This is a genomic window from Paenibacillus sp. GXUN7292 (genome assembly GCF_050864975.1).
GTDB lineage: Bacteria > Bacillota > Bacilli > Paenibacillales > Paenibacillaceae > Pristimantibacillus.
Genome location: NZ_JBOZWO010000003.1, coordinates 156967 through 180007 on the forward strand (window position 1 = coordinate 156967; position 23041 = coordinate 180007).

Below are 23041 nucleotides of genomic sequence, written 5' to 3' on the forward strand. Positions count from 1 at the left end.
ACCTCTATTAGAGGCTAAGAGGCAACTCATACATAGATACTGCCTTACATTTGCTTAGTCAATTCAATGTCGTCGATATAGACGCTCTCTCCAGCTGCAAAGTCTTTGGCCTCGATACCGAGCAGCAAATGTTTCACCCCGATGCCGCCTATTTCAGACGGAATAACTCCCGTCCACTCTAGCAAATTCCATTGACCAGGCTGTACATTTACAGCTTCATGCACAGTTGGTATGGTATCCAAATGTCCATGTGATTCATCTCTAAAGTGCATAAACAGCTTTACTTTTCCATTCACTGCTTGATCCTCTGGCACATAGTAGTAAGCCTTCACTGTATAGGTGCCTGATTCAGGCGCGGCTACGATCTGACTAAGCGCTCCTACGCTCACTCCGGATATTTTCAAGCTGTACTCCGCTGTCCGCGCCTGCTCGTTACTTCTATTCATCGTTCCAATGGCGCCGTCAATCCAGTATGACCAAGGAAGAGCATCCTCAACGCCAGCATTGCCGTATTCAAATGAGCTGTTATGATTAATTACATCACTGTCCTCTTCGTCATCCCCCGGCGAAGGGACATACGGAGCACTCAATCGGAGCAGCTTGAAATCGTCGACATATAGAAGCTCATTGTCTGCGAAATCAAAGATATTCGTGCCGAACTGCACTTTTTTTACAGGGACTCCTCCGATTTTGCTTGGTATTTCTCCAACCCATTCGATTAATGACCACTTACCAGCATTATTTCTTGCAAGCTTATTCATCGTAATCGCATTACCTAAGTGGTTCCCGTTTGCATCCCAGAAATTAATAAACAAGGATATATTGCCATTACTAGTTGATCCTTCAGGCACATAATAGTAGGCACTCAATGAGTGATAGCCCGGATCGATCTCGACTCCATCCACAACCGGACCGCCAATTTTGAGACCGACCGTTTCTATACTGTAATTTCCAGTTCTTGCTTGCAGATTGCTTCGGTGTGCATTATCTCCGTTCTGTCCATACTCAAACCAATACCACCAAGGCGGAGAATCATCAATGTCACCTGTTATCCCTGTCTCAAAGGAGATATTGTCATTGAGTGCCTGCTGTCCAGTTGCTTCCGCAATAACAAACTTCATATAATGCTTTGTGAGCTCAGAATTTGTCTCTGCAATTATGCTCTCAATATGAGCTTGCACCTCGCCATTATCCCTCTCGTCCTTAATCCATTGAATCAGTGCGTCAATTTCTTCGCTTCTAACGCCTGACCAACCCATGCCGTAATTCCTAGGATCAAGCGGCTGCTGCAGTACTTCATCTGTCTTAAAGCTTTCATAAAGCTGAATTCTGTATTCCGATTTTTCCATTTTAATTTGCATTTCATCCAGCAAAGCGATAGCTTCATTAGAGGATGTGAGTTCTTGAACGGGAGCATCCGAAGGATAACTTAATACATTCGCTTCATAGTATTCAAAGGCTTGCATTAAAATATTAGCCCTTGTTTGCTGCTGCGGGGTCACTGCCTTTTGCACTACGCTCTCCATCAGACTTCGGCTTAACGTTATTTCTTGCTCCGTCACTTCTTTAATATAAGAAGAATCATAGAAATTCAAGAAGTTTCTTCTCGGTGAAGCGTTTTTCCAGTTTTCATACCAAATGCTATCCAGCATTCTCACTTCCCAGAAATTTTCCCATATTTCGAAGTACTGCCTTAGATCTGCTGCCGCTGCCTCCCCAACTGCACGAATATACCATTCATCAAGCAGCACATCAGCATCTGCGCTCGCATCCCATTGTAATTTAGAAGCCAGCCATGCCTTAGGTCCTTCACCGAAATTCGGATAAAGCTCTGTAAAATGAGCAACTACGCCTACCTCTTCTGCATACTTGTAGTTCTTATCCATTTGATTGAAATAAGGTCGTGGTAATGGATAAGGCGTACCGTACAAATACTCATAAAAAGCAAGTCCCGGCGCTGCAGCTTTCCAGCTTTCTGTAAAAGCTTTATTCTCCTGCTCCAACTCAGAATCAGTCCAAGTAAGCCGCTCATCCGTTATGTAAACAATAACGTTCGGATGAAGCACTACATTGGTAGGCGGATCGTAAACTTCGTGGTAAGCAATGACTCCAAGATATTTATCAGGATGCACGGCCAACACCTGCTCCGCAACCTGATTCACCCAATCGTAATAAATGTTAGACATATTCGTAAACCCGATCGAATTCATCTCGGTTGTGTAAGACGGATGGCTTGGATTTTGCTCACAGAAGCCTCCGTTATCATTAACAGCAAGTGAATGAGAGCTTGCATTCGGATTATTGTTGAAGTATTCAATTAAAAGATCACTTACAAAATCAATAGTATCTGGATTGGAAAAGCATATTTGCCAGCCTCCATGCGAATTAATAAGTCCATTGTCTGTCGGATAGAAGTCCGGATACTGTGATTGATATTTAGAGGCAGGCATAATTTGCCAAAAAATATGATTATGCTCTACTCTCGTATGCATGCGATTGTATCGTGTCCATGCCATACGATGCGGCGTGTTCTCGATATTGGAATCATATGCTCTTGAAATGAACGAAGGCTCTTGAACTACACGTTCTTCTGGCACAGAAAGATTCATACTGAGCGGAACATCCTCACCGTCTGGTCCAGGCATTAGCCAGCGAACGCCGACATATCGCTCGAGAAATTCATATACCCCAAATTCAGTACCCCAATCGGTCGGTCCGATTATTGAGATTACATTTGCAGCTTTCTCAGAATGAATCACGAAACCATCGTCATCCAATCCTTCTAGTGCAGACTCAATTGCCGTTTCATCGGCAGAAGCACCGATAAATCCAACATAAATAAGTGTTTTCCCTGCAGCAGCTGTACCCTCAGCAGCAGACTGCGACATCAACGGGAGAGTTGCGCCAGTCGACTTCTGTACATATTCGATCAATTTACTTGCTGCGGTCGCCACTTGTCCCGTTGCATTATCAGCTGTTACAACGATAGCCTCTGCCGTGCCATTGACGACGGGCTTCAAATCTTTTGTAGGTGTCGGGGTTGGCGTACCAGCGTTTCCCCCGCTCCCGCCTGTTGAAGTTGCAGGCCAATTCAGCGGGTTTCTCTCAAAAGTAGAACCTTTGGCGCTTTCGCTTAATACCGCAGTCTCAATGATTCCTTGACCGGAAACATGAATAACCACAAAGCTTGTTAACGAAACGATTTTTGCCGTTTCTCCCAGATTAATATGAATGCCTAAGCTGCCTTCAGGAATAACAAGCGATTGAATCTCCCCTTGATCAATACGCAAGATTCCCCCGCCAGCAGCTGTGACATTGCCATTTACGTTAACATGCTCCAGGTTAGTATCGCCTTCGCTTATTTCATGAGATAACAGCAAATCCCCTTCGATTGTTACATTTCGCAATGTAACACCTGCGGCTTTTATAATTACATTTTTATAAATAATTGCACTGCGATCTTTAAAGTCATATACACCGGGCTTTGTAATGATGTAGGAATAAGAGCTTTGCCAAAATCCCCGATCCAGAGAAACGACGGCTTCTGCTCTTGTCATAGGCGCCTGCGGGTTGAACTTGCCATTCGTTGAGCCAAGCATTATGCCAAGCGCTGCCAACTTATTTATGGCCAGCCTGCTCCACTCCGGAATAGAGTCGTAGTCGGAGAATGTATTTTCCTTGTATTCAGCATCATCAGAAAGCTTCAGCACACGCGCAATAACAACCGCTGCTTCCTGTCTTGTAATTTTATTTTCGAGACGGATCGTTCCATCCGGATAGCCTTGCACATAACCTGCTTGGATGGCTCTTGCTGCTTCTTTATACGCCCAATGAGTCGGAGATAAGTCTGTAAAGGTGATAGTGCCTTCTTCCTCAAATCCGAATGCACGATTAATGAAAGCAATAAATTCACCGCGCGTCAGCTGCTTGTCAGGCCTCACCGTACCATCAGAGTACCCGTTAAGCAGCCCCTCTTGTATCCACCGTTTTACAACGTTCGCTGACCAATGGCCTTCAATGTCCAGATTGCTTTGTGCAGAAGCCGTTGTGACACCTGAAGAGCCGAGAATTGGAGCCCCTGATAGCAGTACTAGAAATGTGAGAATGGCAAGAACGCTTTTTTTGAAAAATTTAGCCGTCACAAAATCCCCTCCTATAAGTAACATGTTGAACGTCCAAAAACACAGAAAGCGCTTTCTTTTGTTTTCTTATACTGGCGCTTGCCCCCCCTTTCGGCCTGATGTTTAATTTTGTGCTTTACAAGCAATACATTAATTTAAATATTTTATTAAGTCAATAATAATTTGAATTAATTTATTTAATATGTGTTTTTCGCTTGAAAATTGTACTGATTCACTTTCTACACCTACTCCAAGTAAATTATTTCAACAAATCAAAATATTAGAACTCTCAATTCATGCGCTTCTCAATTTTAATAAGATATAACAAAAAGCCCGGAAGGCTAATCCCTCCCAGGCTCTCTTCAATACTCTATTATTCTTTTGAAATAACAACCGTTCTTGTCATGTCGTCCCATTCCACAAGCGCGCCCAGCGACTCGCTAATAAAACGGACTGGCACCATCGTATTCGCCTTTACGATTTGCGCCGGCACATCCAGCTCAATCGTTTTGCCATTTAGCTGCGCCTTTTTATCACCAATTTTCAAATAAATCGTTTGGTCGCCTTTAGTTGCGGTGACTGAATATTCCTCCTGGTTCCATTTAATAGTAGCGCCTAGCTGCTCGAATATTGCTCTCATCGGCACCAATGTATTCCCATTTTTAATGACCGGAGGCTGTTCAAATGAAATTAAGTTATTATTAATTAGAACTTTAATAGGATCGAATTTAATCGCAATAGACTCCACCTTCAAGCGGCTGCCGAAATGCTTTTCTCGAATAGCTTGAATCGTTTCCACTGTTTCCTTGCGTGTTTTCAAAAACTTGTCCGCTGTTTTATCCCGAAGCTCAAATAATGTAACTACCGAATTTTTCCGGGTTTTAGTGATCGAGGACATATAATTATCCCGAGCTTCTTGCAAATTTTTTGTACCTTTTGCAAGTGCACTATCCATTTTCTCGCGTGCTTCCGCTAAAGTAAGATAGCCTAGTCTATAGCTCCACATTGTGCTTGATGAATAGTTGGCGTTGCTTTCATTTCTAAGTCCCCACATTAGACTGGAGGAATAATTAGGATTGAACGCATTCGTATAGGCCCACATCGTACCGCTTGAATAATTGGGATTGGTTGCATTTTTGTAGCTCCACATCGTGCTTGAGCTATAGTTGGGGTTAATCTCTTTATTAAAGATCCAATGCGTACTTGACGAATAGTTTCTATTAATCGTGATGTTATACGTCCACATCGCACTAGATGAATAGTTAGGATTCATTTGTCTGCTGTACTCGTTCAGCTTTTCGCGATATTCCCTCTGTTTCCCATACTTACTTTCTAACTGGTTTAAATCTTCTTTAAATAGCTCTGTCAAATACTTCAAATCCGCGTCAACTATTTGCGCCATCTTGTCCTGCTCGCCAGTCAGAATATTCAACAGCCAGTTATACTCTTTACTAACCTGTGTCTTATCCTCCTCATACAGATTGCTAAACTCCTTATACAGTGCTTGATACTCGCCTTTAATTTCTTCAACGAAATCATCCGCATAAGTGCGCTCTGAAGTAATGAATAGACTTCCGAGCAGTACTGCCATAGATAGCGTAATGGATAAAACAGCATTCACTCTTTTTTTGTAAACTGCATGCATAGCTATGTCTCTTCCTCCGTTTATATCGTAATAATCTCCTCTTCGACATAGATGTATGCTTTCCTTTCCACAATGATAAAAATGGAACTTTCTGCTTGCTGTTTAGTATGCCTTTAGTTTCATATTAACTAACTAGTAAGGACTAAAGTTTCTGATAAATAAAACATCTAACGGAGGCTTTGGCAAAGTCGTTAAGCTCTAACGTCGTTCTTTTGAAAAAAAGAGCATAAACAAGCAAATAATAGCGCAAATCATATACATAGAGGAATAAGAAGAAATATCCGCAACCGGGCCCATTAAGACACCGCCTAGCGAAACGCCCAGATCAGCCATTGCAATAAATAATCCCATTAATACATTGCGATTCTGCTGCGGCAGCACAAAAGATAAGTAAGTCGTCAGCGTGGGATAGAGAAGCGCCTGGGCAACTCCCATCAAACCCGCGCCTGCATAAAAAAATAAAGCACCACCCCATGCAGAAAAGCTTACACTCTGCGCGGCTGCTGCTAATATGAGCATGACTGTAATTACAAAAGATGAATGCCATTTGCCGTCCGAGGGCATTCTCTTCCTCCATACAAAGCGAACCAGCACAACCATTCCTGCTTGTATCATAAGATAAACAGCTGCATTTCCATATTTGATTTGCGGGGCATATAGCGGGATAAAGGTTGTTGCAGCTCCAAATACAAGGGAAGCCGTCAGCATAAGCAAACTGCATTTAAATAAATGCCGATTTGCAACCAGCTGTCCTAGCGATTTAAGCAAGGTCGGTTGCTGTCCCAACGGATTCGCAGCTGATACCGCATCATTTTTATCTATTTTAGCTGTATAACCTGCCGCTCCTGTAAGTACCGCAATGGCAATCATAGCCACTGTGAAAGCACTCATATCATTTGCTTGCCACAGGCCCAGTGCGAGCAGCGGGCCTATAACAGCCGGCATAGAAGCGCACAATGAATACAGCGAAATGCCTTGCGAACGCTCATCGTCCGGCAGCGAGTCGATAATTCCAAGCTGCAATGCCATAGAAAAAAAAGCAGTACAGACTCCCTGCAGCATGCGGGCAATAAAATAGCCTTCCAAGCCAGTAAATGTATATAAAATTAGAGCTGCACCATTAATAACAAGAATTATACGCAAAATTGCAATTGGGCCATACTTATCGATCATTCGGCCTGCCCATGGCCGGAAAAACATCGTTGTAAACAAATAAGCCCCCATAATAATTCCGATTGTTGTGTTAGAGGCTCCCAGCGACTCACCTTTTAATGGAATGATGACATTCAATATAGAATTAGCGCTGAAATAAAATAGAGTCAGCATATATAATCGCAGAAAAGGCCATGATAACGCTCCTTTCAACGCTTTCCTGCTTCCCCTGCTCTGTTTGATCATGTTCCATTCTCCTATTGCTGCATAATGACCGCCTCTAGCAATTTTCTTGCATAAGGAGTCTTAACATCATTTAAATGTTCAATATGAACGATTTCCTCAATTCGGCCTTCTCTAATAATAATGACTCGATCGCAAAGATAAGCAGCAGCCTGAATATCGTGGGTAATAAAGATGTAGCCCATATCATATATCGTTTTCAAACTCTTAAGCAGATCAAGCACCTGCTTCTGGACAGAGCCGTCCAGGGAGCTGACGGCTTCATCCAGTACGATGCATTTTGGCTCTGTTGCTGCTGCCCTTGCGATGCACACTCTCTGCGCCTCGCCGCCCGACAGCTCATGCGGATATTTTGTTCGATAGGATGGCGGCAGCCCAACCTGCTGCAGTAACAGATCAATCTTAGCTTGAGCCTCTTGTTTTGCTATTTTTAGCAGCTTTAACGGCTCCATCATAGCCTGTTCTACCGTATTAAACGGATGGATGGACGACGTATAGTCTTGAAATACAGCGCTAATTTTCCCTAATCTCGCTTTTCGATTTTCTACGTTCATGCCTTCAAATAAAATAGCTCCGCTATCAGGCTTTTCAATGCCCAGCATTAATCGTCCTAATGTGGATTTGCCGCTGCCGCTTTCGCCAATGATGCCCAGGCATTCCCCTTGCTTGCACTCGAAGCTGATGCCCTTAAGCACCATCTGTTTTTCTTTTGAAAACATTCCGCCCTTTTTATAGCACTTCTCAATGTGACTAACACTCAGCAGATCCAACGCCTCCCATTATTTTGTTAAAATGATGATTTAGCGCCAGCTTAGCTGATACTAAATGTCGGGTATAATCATGCTGCGCCTCAGTGAAAATGGTCTTCGTGTCGGCTTTTTCAACAATTTCTCCAGCTTTCATGACTAATACTTCATCCGCTATTTTTTGAACAACACCCAAATCATGAGAAATAAATATCATCGAGCAGCCTACGTTCTCCCGCAGCCGAATGAACTGTTCAACTACCTCGTATTGCGCTATTGTATCAAGCGCAGTCGTCGGTTCATCTGCGATGACGATGGCGGGCTCCAGTACGAGGGCAAGCGCAATCATAACCCGCTGCAGCATGCCGCCTGACAATTGATGCGGGTATTTGTTCAGCACTTCAATTGGATTTTTAAGCAATACGCTTTCCATTGCGTGTTTCATCTTGGTTGTTATTTCAGCATGACTCCAGCCAAAGTGCTGGACAAGCGTTTCCTTTAAGTGAACACCGATTACACAGGTGGGATCGAAGGCTCGCATACCGCTTTGCATAATCATGCACAGCTGCTTGCCTCTTTTTTTTCTCATATTTTTTTCAGAAAGTTCTGACAAATTTTCACCCTTTAACAGAATGTCTCCTGTTTGGCAAATGCCTGCCTTGTGCAATCTCATAATGGCTCTGCAGGTTACAGACTTGCCGCTGCCGCTTTCTCCAACGATCGCCAAACAGCTTTCCTTCTTTAGCTGAAAGGAGCTATCCGGAATAATCACCCGGCCTGTTATACTGTCCCAAACCTTTAAATTAGTCACTTCTAAAATAGGCATCGCTGAATTTATGCCACCTCTTTTCCGGCAGGAATCATTCGATATTTTACCTTGCGGCTGGAGGCCATTAATTTGGGATCTAAAGCAGCTTGCAGCGCATCAGATAAAAAGTTTATTGACGAAACTACAATAATAATAGCTAAGCCTGGCGCCAGCATAAATTCAGGTTTTGAAAACATAACTTCCCGCGCCTCGTTCAGCATCATGCCCCATTCTGCATGCGGAGCTTGAATGCCCAGCCCAAGAAAAGAAAAGCCAGATAGCTGCAATATCATGGAGCCGAAAGAGCTGCTGGAAATGACCGCAATGTCTGGCAGCGATACGGGAACAATATGCTTAACCATAATAGTAAGGCTGCCGGCGCCAAGAGCTTTTGAGTACTTGATATAGTCAGAATCGGCATGCTGCATCACCGACGTTCTAATAATCCGGGCAAACCAGGCCCACTTCATCAATACAAACGCAATTAAAATATTTTCAAGACCTGTTCCCAAAACGCCTATAACAGCTAATATCATGACATATCCCGGAAATGATAGCATCACATCACAAGCTCTCATAATAAAAGCATCTATTTTCCCTTTAAAGTAGCCAGCCGCAAAGCCGAAAACCGCCCCCATTGTCAGCGATAATGCTAATGCTGCAAACACCCAAAGGACACTGGGGCGGATTCCATAGATCAGTCTTGATAAAATGCATCTCCCCAAATGATCGTTCCCTAACAAGTATTCCCATGAAGAAGAGGCAAAGCGCAGTTCCATATTCACTGCCTCCGGGTGGTGAGGTGCCGCCAATGGAGCAAAGATTCCCGCAACAACCGTTATCGCGACAATAGACAAGCCTATCACTGCCAGTTTATCCTGCAATAAATGTTTAAAAAATTTCATTTAGAGATCCTTTCTTAGCTTAGGATTCATCGCCGCATTGATGATGTCGGAAGCAGTGTTGAACAGCACAAAAGCTGCTGCCAAGACAAGAACATAAGCTTGAATGATCGGCAAGTCCCTATTAAGAATAGATTTTACGCTTAACGTCCCTAATCCCGGCCATGCAAATATATTTTCCACTACGACTGTGCTCCCTAAAATAATCGGAATAGCCATGCCGAATACTGAAATGGCTACCTGCAATGAATTTTTAAAAATATGCATCCATATTTTTTTCTCCGGCAAGCCGCTAGCCCTGCCATATAACACGTAATCCTCATGCAGTTGGCTTAGCATAGCGCTTCTAATGACCCGAAAGTAAATGCCCGCATAACTGACCGAAATGACAATAATCGGTAACACATAGCTTTTGTACGAGTCCATTCCGCTTGTCGGAAGCAAATCGAGATGTACCGAAAAGTACCAGACCATAAGCGCAGCAAGCCAATAGGACGGCATTGACGTTAGAAAAAATGAAACGCCTCGAATCGATCTATCGATCCATTTTCCTTCTCGCATGGCACAAAGGACACCGAGAGCTACTGACAAAACTGCAATAACAATAACAGACACCAGCGTAAGCTTCAACGTATTCAAAAATGCCGGACCCAGCAATGACCACACCGGCTTGCCTGTCACGTAGGAATGTCCAAAATCGAGCTGCAAGCATGAAGCAAGCCAATGCAAGTAACGAATGAGAAACGGACGCTCCATGCCGAGCGCTGCTTTCGTTTCTGCGATTAACTCGTCGTTTATATTCGGTATGCCTTGGGCATGCAGCACAGCTTCAACTGGATCTACAGAGGAAAGATTGTTTAAAAAAAACGTGATAATGGAAATACTCAAAAGCATTGGGATAGTAATAAAACATCGTTTCATTATATAACTGCCCATCGTTAACTCCTCTTTTTATCGTTGAAGATTAGTTGAAATACATTTGATTAAATGGCAGTTCATATTGCGTTTGTTTAAATGAGATGCCTTGCAAGTCCTTTGGAGCTACGATCGTAATACTGCCATTCGTCAGCGGAATAAAAACAGCCTCGTCATGGACGATTTTTAAAATATCTTCATATAACGATTTTCGTATATCCTCATTCGCTGACACCATTACTTCATCTATTTTTTTGTAAAGCTCAGCTGCTTGGGATATTCCGCTTGTCGTATAGTAATAGGAGGATTCGGAAGTAAATGCGGCAATCGTGCTTTGCGGATCATACGCCAATCCCCATGTTTGATTGAATAACAAATCATAATCACCTTCAGCCCTTCTTTTCGCGATAGAAGCAGCTTCCTCGCCGATAAGCTCCAGCTCAGCCCCAATTTGTTTCAAAGAGCTCTGGATAAACTCTGCCTGCGTTTTTTGCGAGGAGGAATTAGCGTCATAGTACAGCTTCATCGCTAATTTTTTTCCGGCCTTTGCTCGCGCCGCTTTGCCGTTTCCCAGGCTCCAGCCCGCTTCTTCCAATATTTCTTGTGCTTTTTCTAAATCATACCCCCGCTTCTTCAGCTCTACATCTGCATAGTTCACATTAGAAGAAAATAAAGATTCCGCCGCTGTCTCACTGCCGTCAAAAATTTGTTTGCTTATGGTTTCTCTATCTACCGCGTACCAGATTGCTTCACGAACAGCCATCTCATGTACCGGACTGCCCGCTTTGCTGCTATTGGTGACTATCATTTTTGTATTCATTGCGTTACTTTTCACCAGCCGAAAATGACCAGATTCAACTAGCTTATTTATAGCTGCAGTATCGATACTGTCTGTTCCCCTATCATCAGTAAATACAAAATTCACCTCTCCCTTTTGCAGCGCCAATAATGTCGTTTCTCCCGCTGGCAGCACCTTTGCCGTAATTTTTTTTATGCTTGGAGCACCGCCCCAGTAGGTTTCATTGGCCTCGAAAATAGCATATCGATCGGTTTGTTGTTTATGTAGCCTATAGGGGCCAGTGCCATTAAAGCCGTTTACACCATCCTTCGTTTCCCCATTTATAAAGTCTTTAGGGGAGATAAACACATACGGTCTGGTCATCGACAATTCAAGCAGAGCAGGATAATAGGGTTCCGATAATACCAATTGAACCTTATATTCATCGAGAACATTACAGCTGACGATTTTCGTGGACAGCTTGATCCAGGAATGCTTGCTGGCATTTCGTTGGACAGCATCGATGTTCGCCTTTACCGCCTCCGCGTTAAACGGCTCCCCATCGTGGAAGGTCACATCCTTTCTCAATTGAAAGGTATATACCTTCCCGTCCTCGGATATGTCCCATGCTTCTGCAAGCAAGGGCTTTAACCCCTCCTCCGTATTTTCAATCAGCGACTCATACACCATCCCTTGGGCTGACATCGAGCCTGCATACAAATGCGGGTTCATATCGTTAATATCTTTTGCAGTGGCATACACCAACTCCTTGACTGGCTTTGCTGCTTCCTCTCCTGAAGTATTACTGTTACCGCAACCTGCCAGCAATACAATTGAAATAAATAATGCAAATAATAAAGTTACCGTTCTTCTTCGCAATGTCGTATCCTCCTGTACTTGCAAGCCATTATTTTATTTAATCGTAATGATTACTATTATCATATATGCAACACAGGCAGGCGTCAATACACTTTTTTGGTGCAGCTATCCAAACTCATTCTCACCTCGCGACGTTTTTGAGCAGCAAAAAAGCCCGGCAATAGCTGCTGAGCTTTTTCGTATAGATATGCTGGGGCCGCTTTACAGCCCCACTTTATTTAATTTTTGCGGATTGCGTATTAAATGGATCCTTTTAAGCAGACCATTAGTAATGATGCGAAAGTGCATCATTTTTCTCCATTTCTGTTTTACTTTTGGAAAATTCTGCATTTGTACAGGATTAATGAGCTCCAGTCTCCTTTTTAGCCGATAAAGTTTGAAAATCCTGTACTTTAGCAGGAGTTCCCTTCAAACTGTCTTTAATCCCAAAAAAATCCTGCACTTTAGCAGGATCCATCCTTTACAGGTTAAGGTGGCGATTAATTGGGCAACAGGCGAAAGGGATGTTGCTACGATCAGGATTGGGATTCCGACCGCTGTTGTAGTCCAACTTTTTTGATGAAATAACCCCTGTAAAGGAGATAATTGGCCTACAAAGGCGGACGCTGACGCTTCTCCATTCCCATTCTTGCTCTCCGTTTCCCCTTTCTTATTGCTTTTTAATAGTTGCCCACAATTAATCGACAGTCTCCTATTATTCGTTAGAGTTGCATTAAACAAAAAGATCGCCTCCCCTGCCTTCTTTCAAGGCGGTGGCGATCTTCTTCTATTGCCGGATTATATTTGAATAAGTGCTAATTCCCTGTTTCCCAACCGATCATGTCCCAATCAGAGGCTGTATAGTGGCCCATATGCCACAACGAAACGCCCTTTAAATTATAAAACTTTGCAAGCCATATTTTTTTGGCGATGCTTTGCGTGTCTTCATAATAAATTTCATGACTGCCCCGCTCGTCAGTAAAGGTGGAATTCCACAAAAAGTAAGGCATCTTCCAAGTGCTTGTTACACCCGGCATCGCCAGCCGTTTCTCAACATCAGCGATAGCTGGGCTGGTCAAGGATACGGTTCCATTGTTAGCAGTAACCCACTGATTAGCTTGTTTCGAAATACCGAGCACCAGCTTTTCCTTTGGCACGGATTGCAGCGCCTCCACGATCGCCTCATTGACTAAGGGCAACGGAGCAGAAGGCAGCTTGCTGCTGCTATGGGTGAAATCGTAGGCCATCAAAACAACAGTGTCCGCAATGCTACCTATCTTTTTCATATCATAGCCTTTGTAATATTCAGCGGGCGGTACAGCAACAGACAACGAATGCTTGAAATCAAGCTGCTCCTTTAATGCTTCCAGAAATTTAACAAAATCAGGTGCGCTTGCAGCATCCTTTAAGCCTTCAAAATCAATGCTTACCCCTGTAAAAGAATACGCCGGATCTTGCAGCACAGCTATCAGGCTGCCAATAAAGCTGCTCTGCGCTTCTTTATCCTTCAAAAAATCTTTCAAATTGGACTGATCATAGAAGACCATCAATTCTCTAGATACATTCCCCTGCTTAGCCGCGTCCAGAACCTCTTCAAAGCCTTCAGGAATCCGGTTGACAGTTGCCGTTGTATTAAGCTTGGCATCACCTTGGCCAGAATACTCCAAATGCGACCATCCCAAAATCATATGCTTCAATTTGTTAATATGCTTCACTGCTTCGTAAGAACGGATCGCATAATACCCTGTAAAATCTATCTTTTTTGCTGCTGCGCTGCGGTCCAACAAACGAAAAATTACAGCAGCGGCTTGTTTTCTTATTAATGGCTCCTGTGGTTTAAACCCCGTCGGCGTTCCTTCCATAACCCCTCTATGCACAGCATAGTAGACATAAGGCTGCATAGCGCTATTAATTGCGTTTTGATCTCTAAATTTCCGCGACTCTTTGACTTTCTTCCAGCCGCTGTCTAACCATTTGAGCTGAGCATCGTTGGATTCCGTTGCCAGCAATGCTTTACCTACCAGCAATGCTACCTCTTGCCGAGTAATCGTTTGCGCTGGATAGAAATTGCCGGAGGAATCTACTAAACCGTCCAGCCAATTCCGTTCATAGGCTTCTGAAATAAAAGAGGCTGACCAACGATTAGAGGCGACATCCTTCGGAAGCTTCCCTGTCTTTCTATCATCTTTTTGTTCATTTGCCGTTACTAGTAATTTTATAAAAGCTTCTCTGGATAAATCGTTTGCTGGCCGATAGGTAAGGTCCTCATAGCCATTAATAATGCCCATAGCTGCAAGGGTATATATCGGTTCCCTGGAATAATCAAATTCCTCATCCTTGAATGGCTGCAGCTGTGCATTATAAGCTAGTACTCTGCCATCATTGAAAATAGTAAACATAAATACCGTAAGTATGAACATTACTCCGATCTTCTTCAGCATGAACAACTCCCTTCTTTGCTCCAACTCTAGTATAAACGGACTTCACTGTTATCTACTAGTTAAAGACGAAAGTTGCTGCCTTATAGTTGCAAGAATATGTATGTTTCCGCAGCATACACCAATTTTCTACCATTTCAATAGTAAAACAAAACCCGAAAAACGGACACCTTGCTGTGTCTGTCTTTCGGGTTTATGCACTTCCAGCTTACACCCCAGGAAGCTGACTTTCCCAATGCTTAGCCAGCCTGTGCAGCTGCTCTACTTCTAACCGATTTGTTGCATGGAATTGAGAGGCGTCCCTTGTTCTTGAAAAGTAATTGCTGCTCACCTGCTCCAGCATCATATGATACTTCGCATTAACCGGATAAACCTGTCTTTCTATAAAGGAAGCTAAGCTTAATTGATCGCTAAGGAGCTGGGCCTCAGCCGGAAATTGCTGAAAGTTTTTTACTAGCCATACATACAGCTCGGGGTGAAAGTTAGCCATTACACCGCTGTATCCTGCAGCGCCCAGCTTCAAGGTTTCCAGCAAGGTTGCAGAGTTTGCATTGTACAGCTTTAGGCCGGTTCCGGAGACGGCTTCCACCTTGGCTCTGATCTCCTCCACATCGCAGCTTGTATCCTTCAAAAATTGGAACCGCCCCGTATCAGCGCACCAGCGCAGCAGCTCCGGCGTCATAAGCCGTTTATACGGTGCCGGGCATTCATAAAAGCCAAGCGGCAGCTCTTTCGGCAGATGCTGCAGCAACTCCTCTAGTCTATTTTTTAACACTTCATCCGATTCATCCTCCGAAGCCAGCCGGTTCGTTATTAAAACAAGAGCAGCAATACCGGTTTTACTGATAGCCTGCAGCTCATAAATCTGATCCTCCATGGTATCCGAAATATGCCCTGATGCGATCACCGGTACACGGCTTGCGCTTCTTTCCACTGTAAAGGCGGCTAAGGCAACTCTTTCCTCCAAACTAAGCTTAAACATCTCGCTCGATTGGCAGACTGCAAATAACCCGTCCACTCCGCGTTCAATATACCAATCAATCAACTTTCCTAGCGAGGCATAATCAATCTCGTTATTTTCCGTAAACGGTGTAATCATCGTCGGCCAAACGCCGTTAGGCAACTGTTTCACTCTATTCACCCGCTTTCTGCTTCCTGCTACGGTTTCCAAACAGTACATGCAATATAGCAAGGCGCTCCAATTGCATCGCTGTAATAATAAGCTGTTACAATCGTATCATTCGGCAGCACGACGGTGCGCGGGTACCCAATATCAAAGCTGCCGGCATCCTCGCGCAAGATGATTTCCTCACCCCAGGTATCCCCTTGGTCCGTACTAATACGAGCACGAATGCCGTAAGGCTGATCCCGATAACCGTAAATCATAACCAGTCTGCCGTCCGACAGCTGATTTAAAGTTGGCGGATTGCCCCCTCTGCCTGTATTAGGCACTGGCCGGTTTTTAAATGACCAGCTCTTCCCTTGATCCTTAGATTCATACAGATCAATCCAGCATTCCCGCTCTCCACTGGCATTCGTCCCTGAATACCTGATCGCACAAAGCAGCGTGCCATCCGCCAGACGCAAGCTTGAAGACATAATGGCATAGCCTTCGGGCTCCTCGCATACCCAAGCTGCGAACTGAAAGCTTTTACCTCCATCTTCTGTACGCGCGCAAAACACCCTGCCTTCCTTGCCGTTGCTCTTGACCGCTGTCAAAAACATATGCATATCGTTCGGCCCGTTTACAATATAATCGGTTCTCGCCGAAATCCCCTTTTGCCCGAACAATGGCAGCTCATAAGGCCCCTCCCAGCTCTGGCATCTGTCCTTGCTTACATAAAACCATGACAATGAGCCTTCATTTAAATGCGTCCTGGCATTCATCAGTGCAAAATCAGGATGAGTAAAATCATAATGGCCAGGGAACGGCTTTGGCGCATCTCCTTCTTGAATGGCCTTTAGCGTCCACAATTCAGGTATCATATGCTCGTCAGCCGATAATGCCCTCCCCCCGGGTGTATGTCCAGGGAATGGAGCACTTGTCCAGGTTCTTCCTCCGTCGCTGCTCCTCGCCTGAATCGTTTCTATTGGCTTCGTACGGTCAATGGCATGGAAACTACCCTCGGCGTTTGGATACCCGGCAACAAAGGAAAGAATAATTTCCTCCCCCCAGCTCCACATCCCGTAGTTTGCCGGCCAGCCTGCATACTGATTTTCGCCCTTATAAACGATAAAGTTCTCCACATTTGCTTTCATTGCCATCCTCCTCTTCTATTCGACTACCCTTTCAATGAACCAACCATCATTCCTTTGACGAAATACTTCTGAATAAATGGATAAGCTGCCAATATCGGGGTGATCGTCACATAAATAATTGCGTATTTCAAATTTAAGCCGGTCAAATTAAGCCCACCCGCACTAGACTCGGTAGATGCAGCCTCCATGCCTGCCATATCCCCTTGTATAACAATATTGCGCATTACGATTTGCATAGGATATTTCACCTTTTCATTCAGGTAAAGGAGTGCAGGAAAGAAGCTGTTCCAATGCCATACCGCATAAAATAAAGTCATTGTCGCAAGTACAGGCAAGGATAATGGAAGAATAATTTTCCAAAAAATTTGAATATCATTAGCTCCGTCAACATAGCCTGACTCATGAATTTCATTCGGAATTTGTTGAAAAAAGGTTCTCATAATAATCATGTACCATACGCTGATCGCAGGCGGCAGCACGATTGCCCATATCGTATTAATGAGCCCAAGCTCATGAATCAATATATAGTTAGGAATAATGCCTCCTTCAAAAAACATCGTAAACAGAATAATCATTGTAAATATTGTTCTGCCGTAGAATCGTGTCCGTGAAAGCGGGTAGGCGCATAAAGCCGACATGCCGACACATATAGTGGTGCCGATAAGCGTGTATTTAATCGTATTGGCATAAGCTGTAATGATGTAAGGATCTTGTAAAATAAAAGAATATGCCTTTAGATTAAAGCCAATCGGGAACAACCCCACCTCGCCCCTCATCACTGCATTTCCATCGCTAAATGATACGATTAACATATAGTAAAGAGGATAGAGAATGACGAGGCACAGCAAAATTAATAGAGCAGCAATGATGCAGCTATTCACCTTTTCTAATATTTTCGTACTCATCTAATCCCTCCTTACCACAAGCTCGTTGAGCCCAGCTTCCGGGCTCCTCTATTAGCACCATATACTAAAAATAACGCAAGAACCGACTGAAATAAGCCAACAGCTGTGCCGTAACTGAAATCTGCACCGATCAAGCCCCGCCGATAAATATAAGTAGAGATGACATCCGCTGTTTCATAGGTTGGACCTGTATAAAGCAGCAATATTTTTTCAAAGCCAACAGACAACAGCTCCCCTAGCGTCAGCAAAAACAATATAGAAATGACAGGTGCAATGCCTGGCAAGGAAATATGCCATATTTGCTTAAAACGATTGGCTCCGTCCATTCGTGAGGCCTCATATAAATGAGGATCGATACCGGATAAAGCAGCTAAATAAATAATCGAACCCCAGCCGACCTTCTGCCATATTTCCGAAATGACATAAATAAACCGGAACCATTCAGGCTTCATAAAAAAAGAAATCTTCGTGCCGCCAAAGGCCGCTATAATTTGGTTGATCATCCCGTCTGTTGAAAGCAAATTGACGAGCATACCACACACAACAACCGTGGACAAGAAATGCGGCAAGTAGCTAATACTCTGCACAACCTTTTTGAAGTAAGTTAAGCGCACTTCGTTAATCATTAACGCCAAAATAATCGGCATCGGAAAATAAAATAGAAGCATATACAAGTTAATGACGATAGTATTGCGAACCACCTTCCAGAAGTACGCATCCGTTACGAACTCCCGGAAATGCTCCAATCCGATAAACCGGCTGTGCCATATGCCTTTAAATACATCGTAATCTTGGAAAGCAATCAATAAGCCAAACATCGCCCCATACTTAAAAATAACAAAATAAAGCAGCGGCAACGCGAACAGTACATATAAGTAACGGCTTTCCTTTATTTGTTTCCATACCATGGCGAGCTACCCCGCTTTTTTATTGGATTCTAGCTAACGCTTCATTATAAATGCGCTCCATTTCCTTGCCGCCGTCCGCGTACAGCTTTTGCTGAAACTTGGAAAATTCACTCATCGGCACTGTGCCCATAATATATTTGTCTATTTCTTGCTGATAATACGTATTCACTTTGTTTTCCAGCTTTTTAAGAGCATCAATTTCATCCTCTGTAAATGGAGGATTCAAATACTGGTACTGAATTTCGCCTTTTTCCGTCAACTCATTAATTTTCTCGCCCATCTCAAGCATATAAGGATCTGTAGAGATCGTGTCCCAAGTCTCATCAATGTTAACGGCAAACGCAAACTGCCCTAAGCCTACCTCGCCCCTCATATTGGCGGCAACGTCCCCGCCTTTATTTTTCACCTTATCCCGCAGCGCCTGCACAGGCATAGCCAAACCGTTTTCGATCGTATAATGCTCCCCTTCAACTCCGAAATTGGTCAGCTTCGTCCCTTCATCCGAATAAAAATAATCGAACATCTTTATGATCGCTTCCGGATTAGCCGCTTTGGAGCTGATGACATAGTCAGTCTCAAGCCAGTCTCTTTGATAGCGGAATGAACGAACCTCGCCAAAGCTGTTTTCAAGCGGATCAATCATCTCAAACTTGGCATTTGCATCGACTTGCTTAATAGCGGGATTAAATACCCTCGCTGCAAAGGTATTGTTATCGTAATAGAAAAAGGATTTACCCGAAGAAAGCTTCTCCCAAGCCATATCCTGCGTATTAATCGAATAGTCAGGGTCTAAAATCCCGTCTGTAAACAGCTTATTCATATAAGTGATAGCTTCAACAAACCGCTCATGCGACGGTCCGTAAATATAACGGTTTTCATTCGGTTCAAAATAGACGGGAACCGATCCGCCGCCCCCGGAACCAAGCGGGAAGCTAAGTAAATTGATCGTGCCTAACGTCTTTTGTCTCGTTGTAAACGGATGGCTGTCCGGATAAAGCCGTTTAAGCTCCTTCAATACTTGGTACAACTCCTCCCAAGTTTCCGGCATCTTTAAATTATGCTTCTCCAGCAAATCCGTTCGTAAAATGGCTTGCGGCGCTACACTAACTCTGAAATCCTCTAATAGAGGAAAGGAGTACAGACTGCCGTCTACCATAATTTTTTTGATTTCCGGCCGGTCCTCTATCCGTTTCATAAAATTCGGCATTAAATGTTCATACTCGCTTAAATTAAGAAAAATTCCTGTTCTTGCAAAAGCCTGTACTTCCTTGGCGGTAACACGGAGAATGTCTGGAATGTTATTCGTAGATATTAGCGTCGTCATTTTTTCCTGATAGCTGCTGCTCGGTACTAGCTCTAGTTGAATGTTCACATTTGTTTTTTCACGAATAGCATCAATAATAGGAACTTTAGCTTGCATCGGCTGCACGCTGGATTCGGCCATCATCCATTTTACGGAGACAGGCTTTGAACTGCTAGCAGGCTCGGAGCTTTTTGGAGATCCGTTATTCCCATTCTCCCCCTTTGTGCCAGGCTGATTCGAGCTGCAGCCTGCTGCTAAACTTACGGACAACACCAGCAAAATGAGCACCTTTGCAAATCTTCTCATACTTCGCCTCCTCGTCATTTTCACTATTTGACTCTTGTCTTCCTGAAAAATGCAAGCGCATTCATTTGTAGTGTACGCAACAGCGCCGCAGGCTTAAAGATGCAAAATGGGAGATAGCTGCTTCATATTTCCCACTTCTAGCTCTTGATTCATTTATCGCCATGCTCCATATTTCGCAAACCGCTCAATTGCTTTTCTCCACGCCTTGATGCATCTGCCTATAATCTACAGGGGCAATTCCTTCCCATTTCTTAAATGTCCGCAAAAATGTGGTGCGGCTATAAATACCCACTTGATTTCCGATTTCATGTATCGGCAAATTAGTCTGCACCAGCAGCTTGCGTGCCAGCTTGATCCGATTTAGGCCAATGTAATCCGTCAAATTCGTCCCTGTTTTTTCTTTGAAAATTTTTGAAATATATTTTGCCGATACATCCATTTGCTCTGCAATTCTTTCCAAATACAAATCCTCTGTCAGATGCTCATCAACGTATTTAATAATTTGTTCTGCCAATTGCTCTTGCTTGCTTTCCTCTCTTACCTTCTCTTGGTTGCGCACCAGCACTTGAGAGAAAAATGACTTCAATTTGTTTAGCTCATGCTTTCCTGCTTCCTTCGTAAAATTTTGATCCAGCTCCAAAATCAATTGTTTATCGTATGCAAACTTTACTGCCGTACTCCTCAAAGCCGCGTACAGCTGCTGCATTACCCCGCTCGACACACCCTGCTTGCGATTAAGATCCATAATGCTGTGCAGCTTTTCATACAGCTCCTCTTCCTGCCCAGTCTGCAAAAAATTAATTAATTGACGCTCATCATGAAAGCTGTAATAATAATGCTTCTTCACATCCGCTTCCCCTGCATAAACAATATGGGATCCGGCTTTATCAAACATCCGTTCAATAGCAGCAAAAGCTTCATCGAATGAAGCGCGCGCACCAGTTATGCTGTCATGCACACAACCAGCTCCAATTAATAGCTGATAGTAGTGAATATCACTTGAAAATGTATCATAAAGTCCTTGCAGCACTTTTTCTAATCGCGCGCGCTCAGCTCCGTCCATCATACAAGCATAAAGCTCTGTATTATATTCCATTACGGCAGCCTTCATATGCGGTTGTATTAAACCTGCAATAACATTGCGCAGCTTCGATAATATATTGAATCGTTCAACATCCTGTATCTCCTTATAAAAAGCATCGTAAAAATGAAACTGGACAACACAGCACATATAAGTTTTGCCTTCAAAGTTGTAATTCTCGCGAAGATATTGCTCCAGTTCCCCCGTTTCCCCTTTATATTGCCCTTTTAACAACTGGAGGAGAGCCTGCTCCATATATTGATGAGATACATTTTGAAATTTGCTCTGATAATACTTTTTGCCGTCAGCAAGCTGGCGCAACCCCGATCCGATGCGATGCACTTCACTGCTTTCCAAATGACCATCGGTATGATTAACTTGCCCGTCCTCCTCCTTTAAGTCTTCAATAAGAGCACTTAGTTTGCGAATTGGTGAATAAATGCGAATGCTCAACCATACGGCCAGCATGACAGTCAGTACAAAAATCGCCAAAAAAACAATAAAAATAAATTGAATCAACCGGCTGGCCGGATTAGAAATTTGATCAGCAGTCGTATATGAAACAAATTTCCAGCCAGAAGCATCAGACATTTCATAATAGAGATAACCTTCCTCTCTGCCGAGTTTAATGAAGTCAAATCCTTTGCTAAGGTCGATTTCATTGTTTTTTATATAGGCTGCTGCTTGATCAGCTGTTTCTTGCAAATGTGCTTTTTTATCGGCAGCAAAGCTATGGATAAGAGTATCCTGTTGGTCAAAAACAAAGTAATTTGTTGCGTTTATATACGAATTTTGCTCGAAAATCATATTTATACTGTTTAAAGACAGCAAGGATACGACTGTTGCATACTCCCCATTAACAAGCTGCTTGTTAACAACAGGCAGAACCATTCTGCCATCTGTATAGGCAGTCGGCTGCAGCAATTCATACTTTTTATTTTCAGCCATTTTGCTTCTCCAGAAGCTGGCCGGATATTTCTCTAACGGATGAAATTTTGTAAAAAACAGATCAAAATCATCGGTACCATTGCCTGAATACACTCTCTTGTCATCCACGTAAAGAAAAACATCCTGAACATAAGGAAATACAATGCTGCCCGTTCTCATGAGCACCCGGTTAATATCGTAAAGCCTCACTCTTTCCTCGAGGCTGATTGCCTCCTCCTTGTAGAGATAAGCATGTACGGTATTGTCTTGCAGCAGATTATAATGATTTTCCTGAATCGTTCTTAAATAGAGATCCACACCCGAGCTGATAGAAGCTATGTCCTTTTGCATTTTTGAGTGTATTTCTTTTTCATTCATAGACTTCATTTTAAAATAATAAATACTGCTGACTGCACTCAAAGGTATGAGCAACAGCAAAAAGTAGCTTAAAATCTTAAAGAAAAAGCGGTATTTCATATTTAAGCCTTTTAAAGTCTCGAATAAAGCTTTGCTCTTGCGCATTATTCTCCCCCTTTTCTTGACAACGCTTTCAATATAAAAGCTGTACTGACAAAAATAGAATTTCTTATCTGTCTTAACAAGGACCTGTAAGAAATTGTACTGCTAATTATAGCATGGCAGTTATTGCGCACACTACAAGGATAAATGGCTCTGCCGTCCTTTGGAAAGGCGCATTTACCGAAGAATGATAAGAACAAGTTTATAGAAAAAACTTATAAATTCTT

Annotated in this window: 15 protein-coding genes; all 15 read right to left on the reverse strand. The window is 43.3% G+C overall.

The genetic code is table 11. The annotated features are described in order from the left end of the window. Positions 1-44: 44 nt before the first annotated feature. The 15 genes from ACRRU2_RS04975 to ACRRU2_RS05045 all read right to left on the reverse strand — a co-directional run bounded on the left by ACRRU2_RS04975 (position 45) and on the right by ACRRU2_RS05045 (position 22817). Complete coding sequence (locus ACRRU2_RS04975) at positions 45-4142, reverse strand: DUF4838 domain-containing protein (protein WP_432500183.1); 4098 nt, start codon at positions 4140-4142, stop codon at positions 45-47. Between the two features lie 352 nt (positions 4143-4494). Continuing rightward, positions 4495-5766: a copper amine oxidase N-terminal domain-containing protein gene (locus ACRRU2_RS04980; protein ID WP_432500185.1), complete on the reverse strand. Its 1272-nt coding sequence runs from the start codon at positions 5764-5766 to the stop codon at positions 4495-4497. Positions 5767-5964: 198 nt separating this feature from the next. Next, complete coding sequence (cntE, locus tag ACRRU2_RS04985; RefSeq protein ID WP_432500282.1) at positions 5965-7131, reverse strand: staphylopine family metallophore export MFS transporter CntE; 1167 nt, start codon at positions 7129-7131, stop codon at positions 5965-5967. Positions 7132-7175: 44 nt separating this feature from the next. After that, complete coding sequence (locus ACRRU2_RS04990; protein WP_432500283.1) at positions 7176-7925, reverse strand: ABC transporter ATP-binding protein; 750 nt, start codon at positions 7923-7925, stop codon at positions 7176-7178. After that, complete coding sequence (gene cntD / locus ACRRU2_RS04995; protein WP_432500187.1) at positions 7912-8733, reverse strand: staphylopine uptake ABC transporter ATP-binding protein CntD; 822 nt, start codon at positions 8731-8733, stop codon at positions 7912-7914. The genes ACRRU2_RS04990 and cntD overlap by 14 nt, the downstream gene beginning before the upstream one ends. An 8-nt stretch (positions 8734-8741) precedes the next feature. After that, positions 8742-9620: a staphylopine uptake ABC transporter permease subunit CntC gene (cntC, locus tag ACRRU2_RS05000; protein WP_432500188.1), complete on the reverse strand. Its 879-nt coding sequence runs from the start codon at positions 9618-9620 to the stop codon at positions 8742-8744. Then, a complete protein-coding gene (opp1B, locus tag ACRRU2_RS05005) occupies positions 9621-10553 on the reverse strand; it encodes a nickel/cobalt ABC transporter permease (RefSeq protein ID WP_432500190.1) in 933 nt (310 codons plus the stop codon). Positions 10554-10581: 28 nt separating this feature from the next. After that, a complete protein-coding gene (gene cntA, locus ACRRU2_RS05010; RefSeq protein ID WP_432500191.1) occupies positions 10582-12189 on the reverse strand; it encodes a staphylopine-dependent metal ABC transporter substrate-binding lipoprotein in 1608 nt (535 codons plus the stop codon). A 794-nt stretch (positions 12190-12983) separates the two neighbouring features. After that, on the reverse strand, positions 12984-14609 hold the full coding sequence (locus tag ACRRU2_RS05015) for a glycosyl hydrolase family 18 protein (protein WP_432500192.1): 1626 nt from the start codon (positions 14607-14609) through the stop codon (positions 12984-12986). Between the two features lie 205 nt (positions 14610-14814). Next, positions 14815-15747, reverse strand: coding sequence for a dihydrodipicolinate synthase family protein (locus ACRRU2_RS05020; RefSeq protein ID WP_432500193.1), 933 nt, complete (start codon positions 15745-15747; stop codon positions 14815-14817). Between the two features lie 17 nt (positions 15748-15764). Then, positions 15765-16865 carry a sialidase family protein gene (locus ACRRU2_RS05025; protein WP_432500194.1) on the reverse strand — a complete coding sequence of 367 codons (1101 nt, stop codon included), beginning with the start codon at positions 16863-16865 and terminating at the stop codon, positions 15765-15767. A 23-nt stretch (positions 16866-16888) separates the two neighbouring features. Continuing rightward, complete coding sequence (locus ACRRU2_RS05030; RefSeq protein ID WP_331699794.1) at positions 16889-17770, reverse strand: carbohydrate ABC transporter permease; 882 nt, start codon at positions 17768-17770, stop codon at positions 16889-16891. An 11-nt stretch (positions 17771-17781) separates the two neighbouring features. Then, entirely contained in the window at positions 17782-18678 is an 897-nt protein-coding gene (locus tag ACRRU2_RS05035) for an ABC transporter permease (protein WP_432500197.1), read from the reverse strand. Positions 18679-18697: 19 nt separating this feature from the next. Beyond that, positions 18698-20287, reverse strand: a complete 1590-nt coding sequence (locus ACRRU2_RS05040) for an extracellular solute-binding protein (protein ID WP_331699796.1) — start codon at positions 20285-20287, stop codon at positions 18698-18700. 184 nt (positions 20288-20471) lie between these two features. After that, entirely contained in the window at positions 20472-22817 is a 2346-nt protein-coding gene (locus ACRRU2_RS05045) for a helix-turn-helix domain-containing protein (RefSeq protein ID WP_432500200.1), read from the reverse strand. Between the last annotated feature and the right edge of the window lie 224 nt (positions 22818-23041).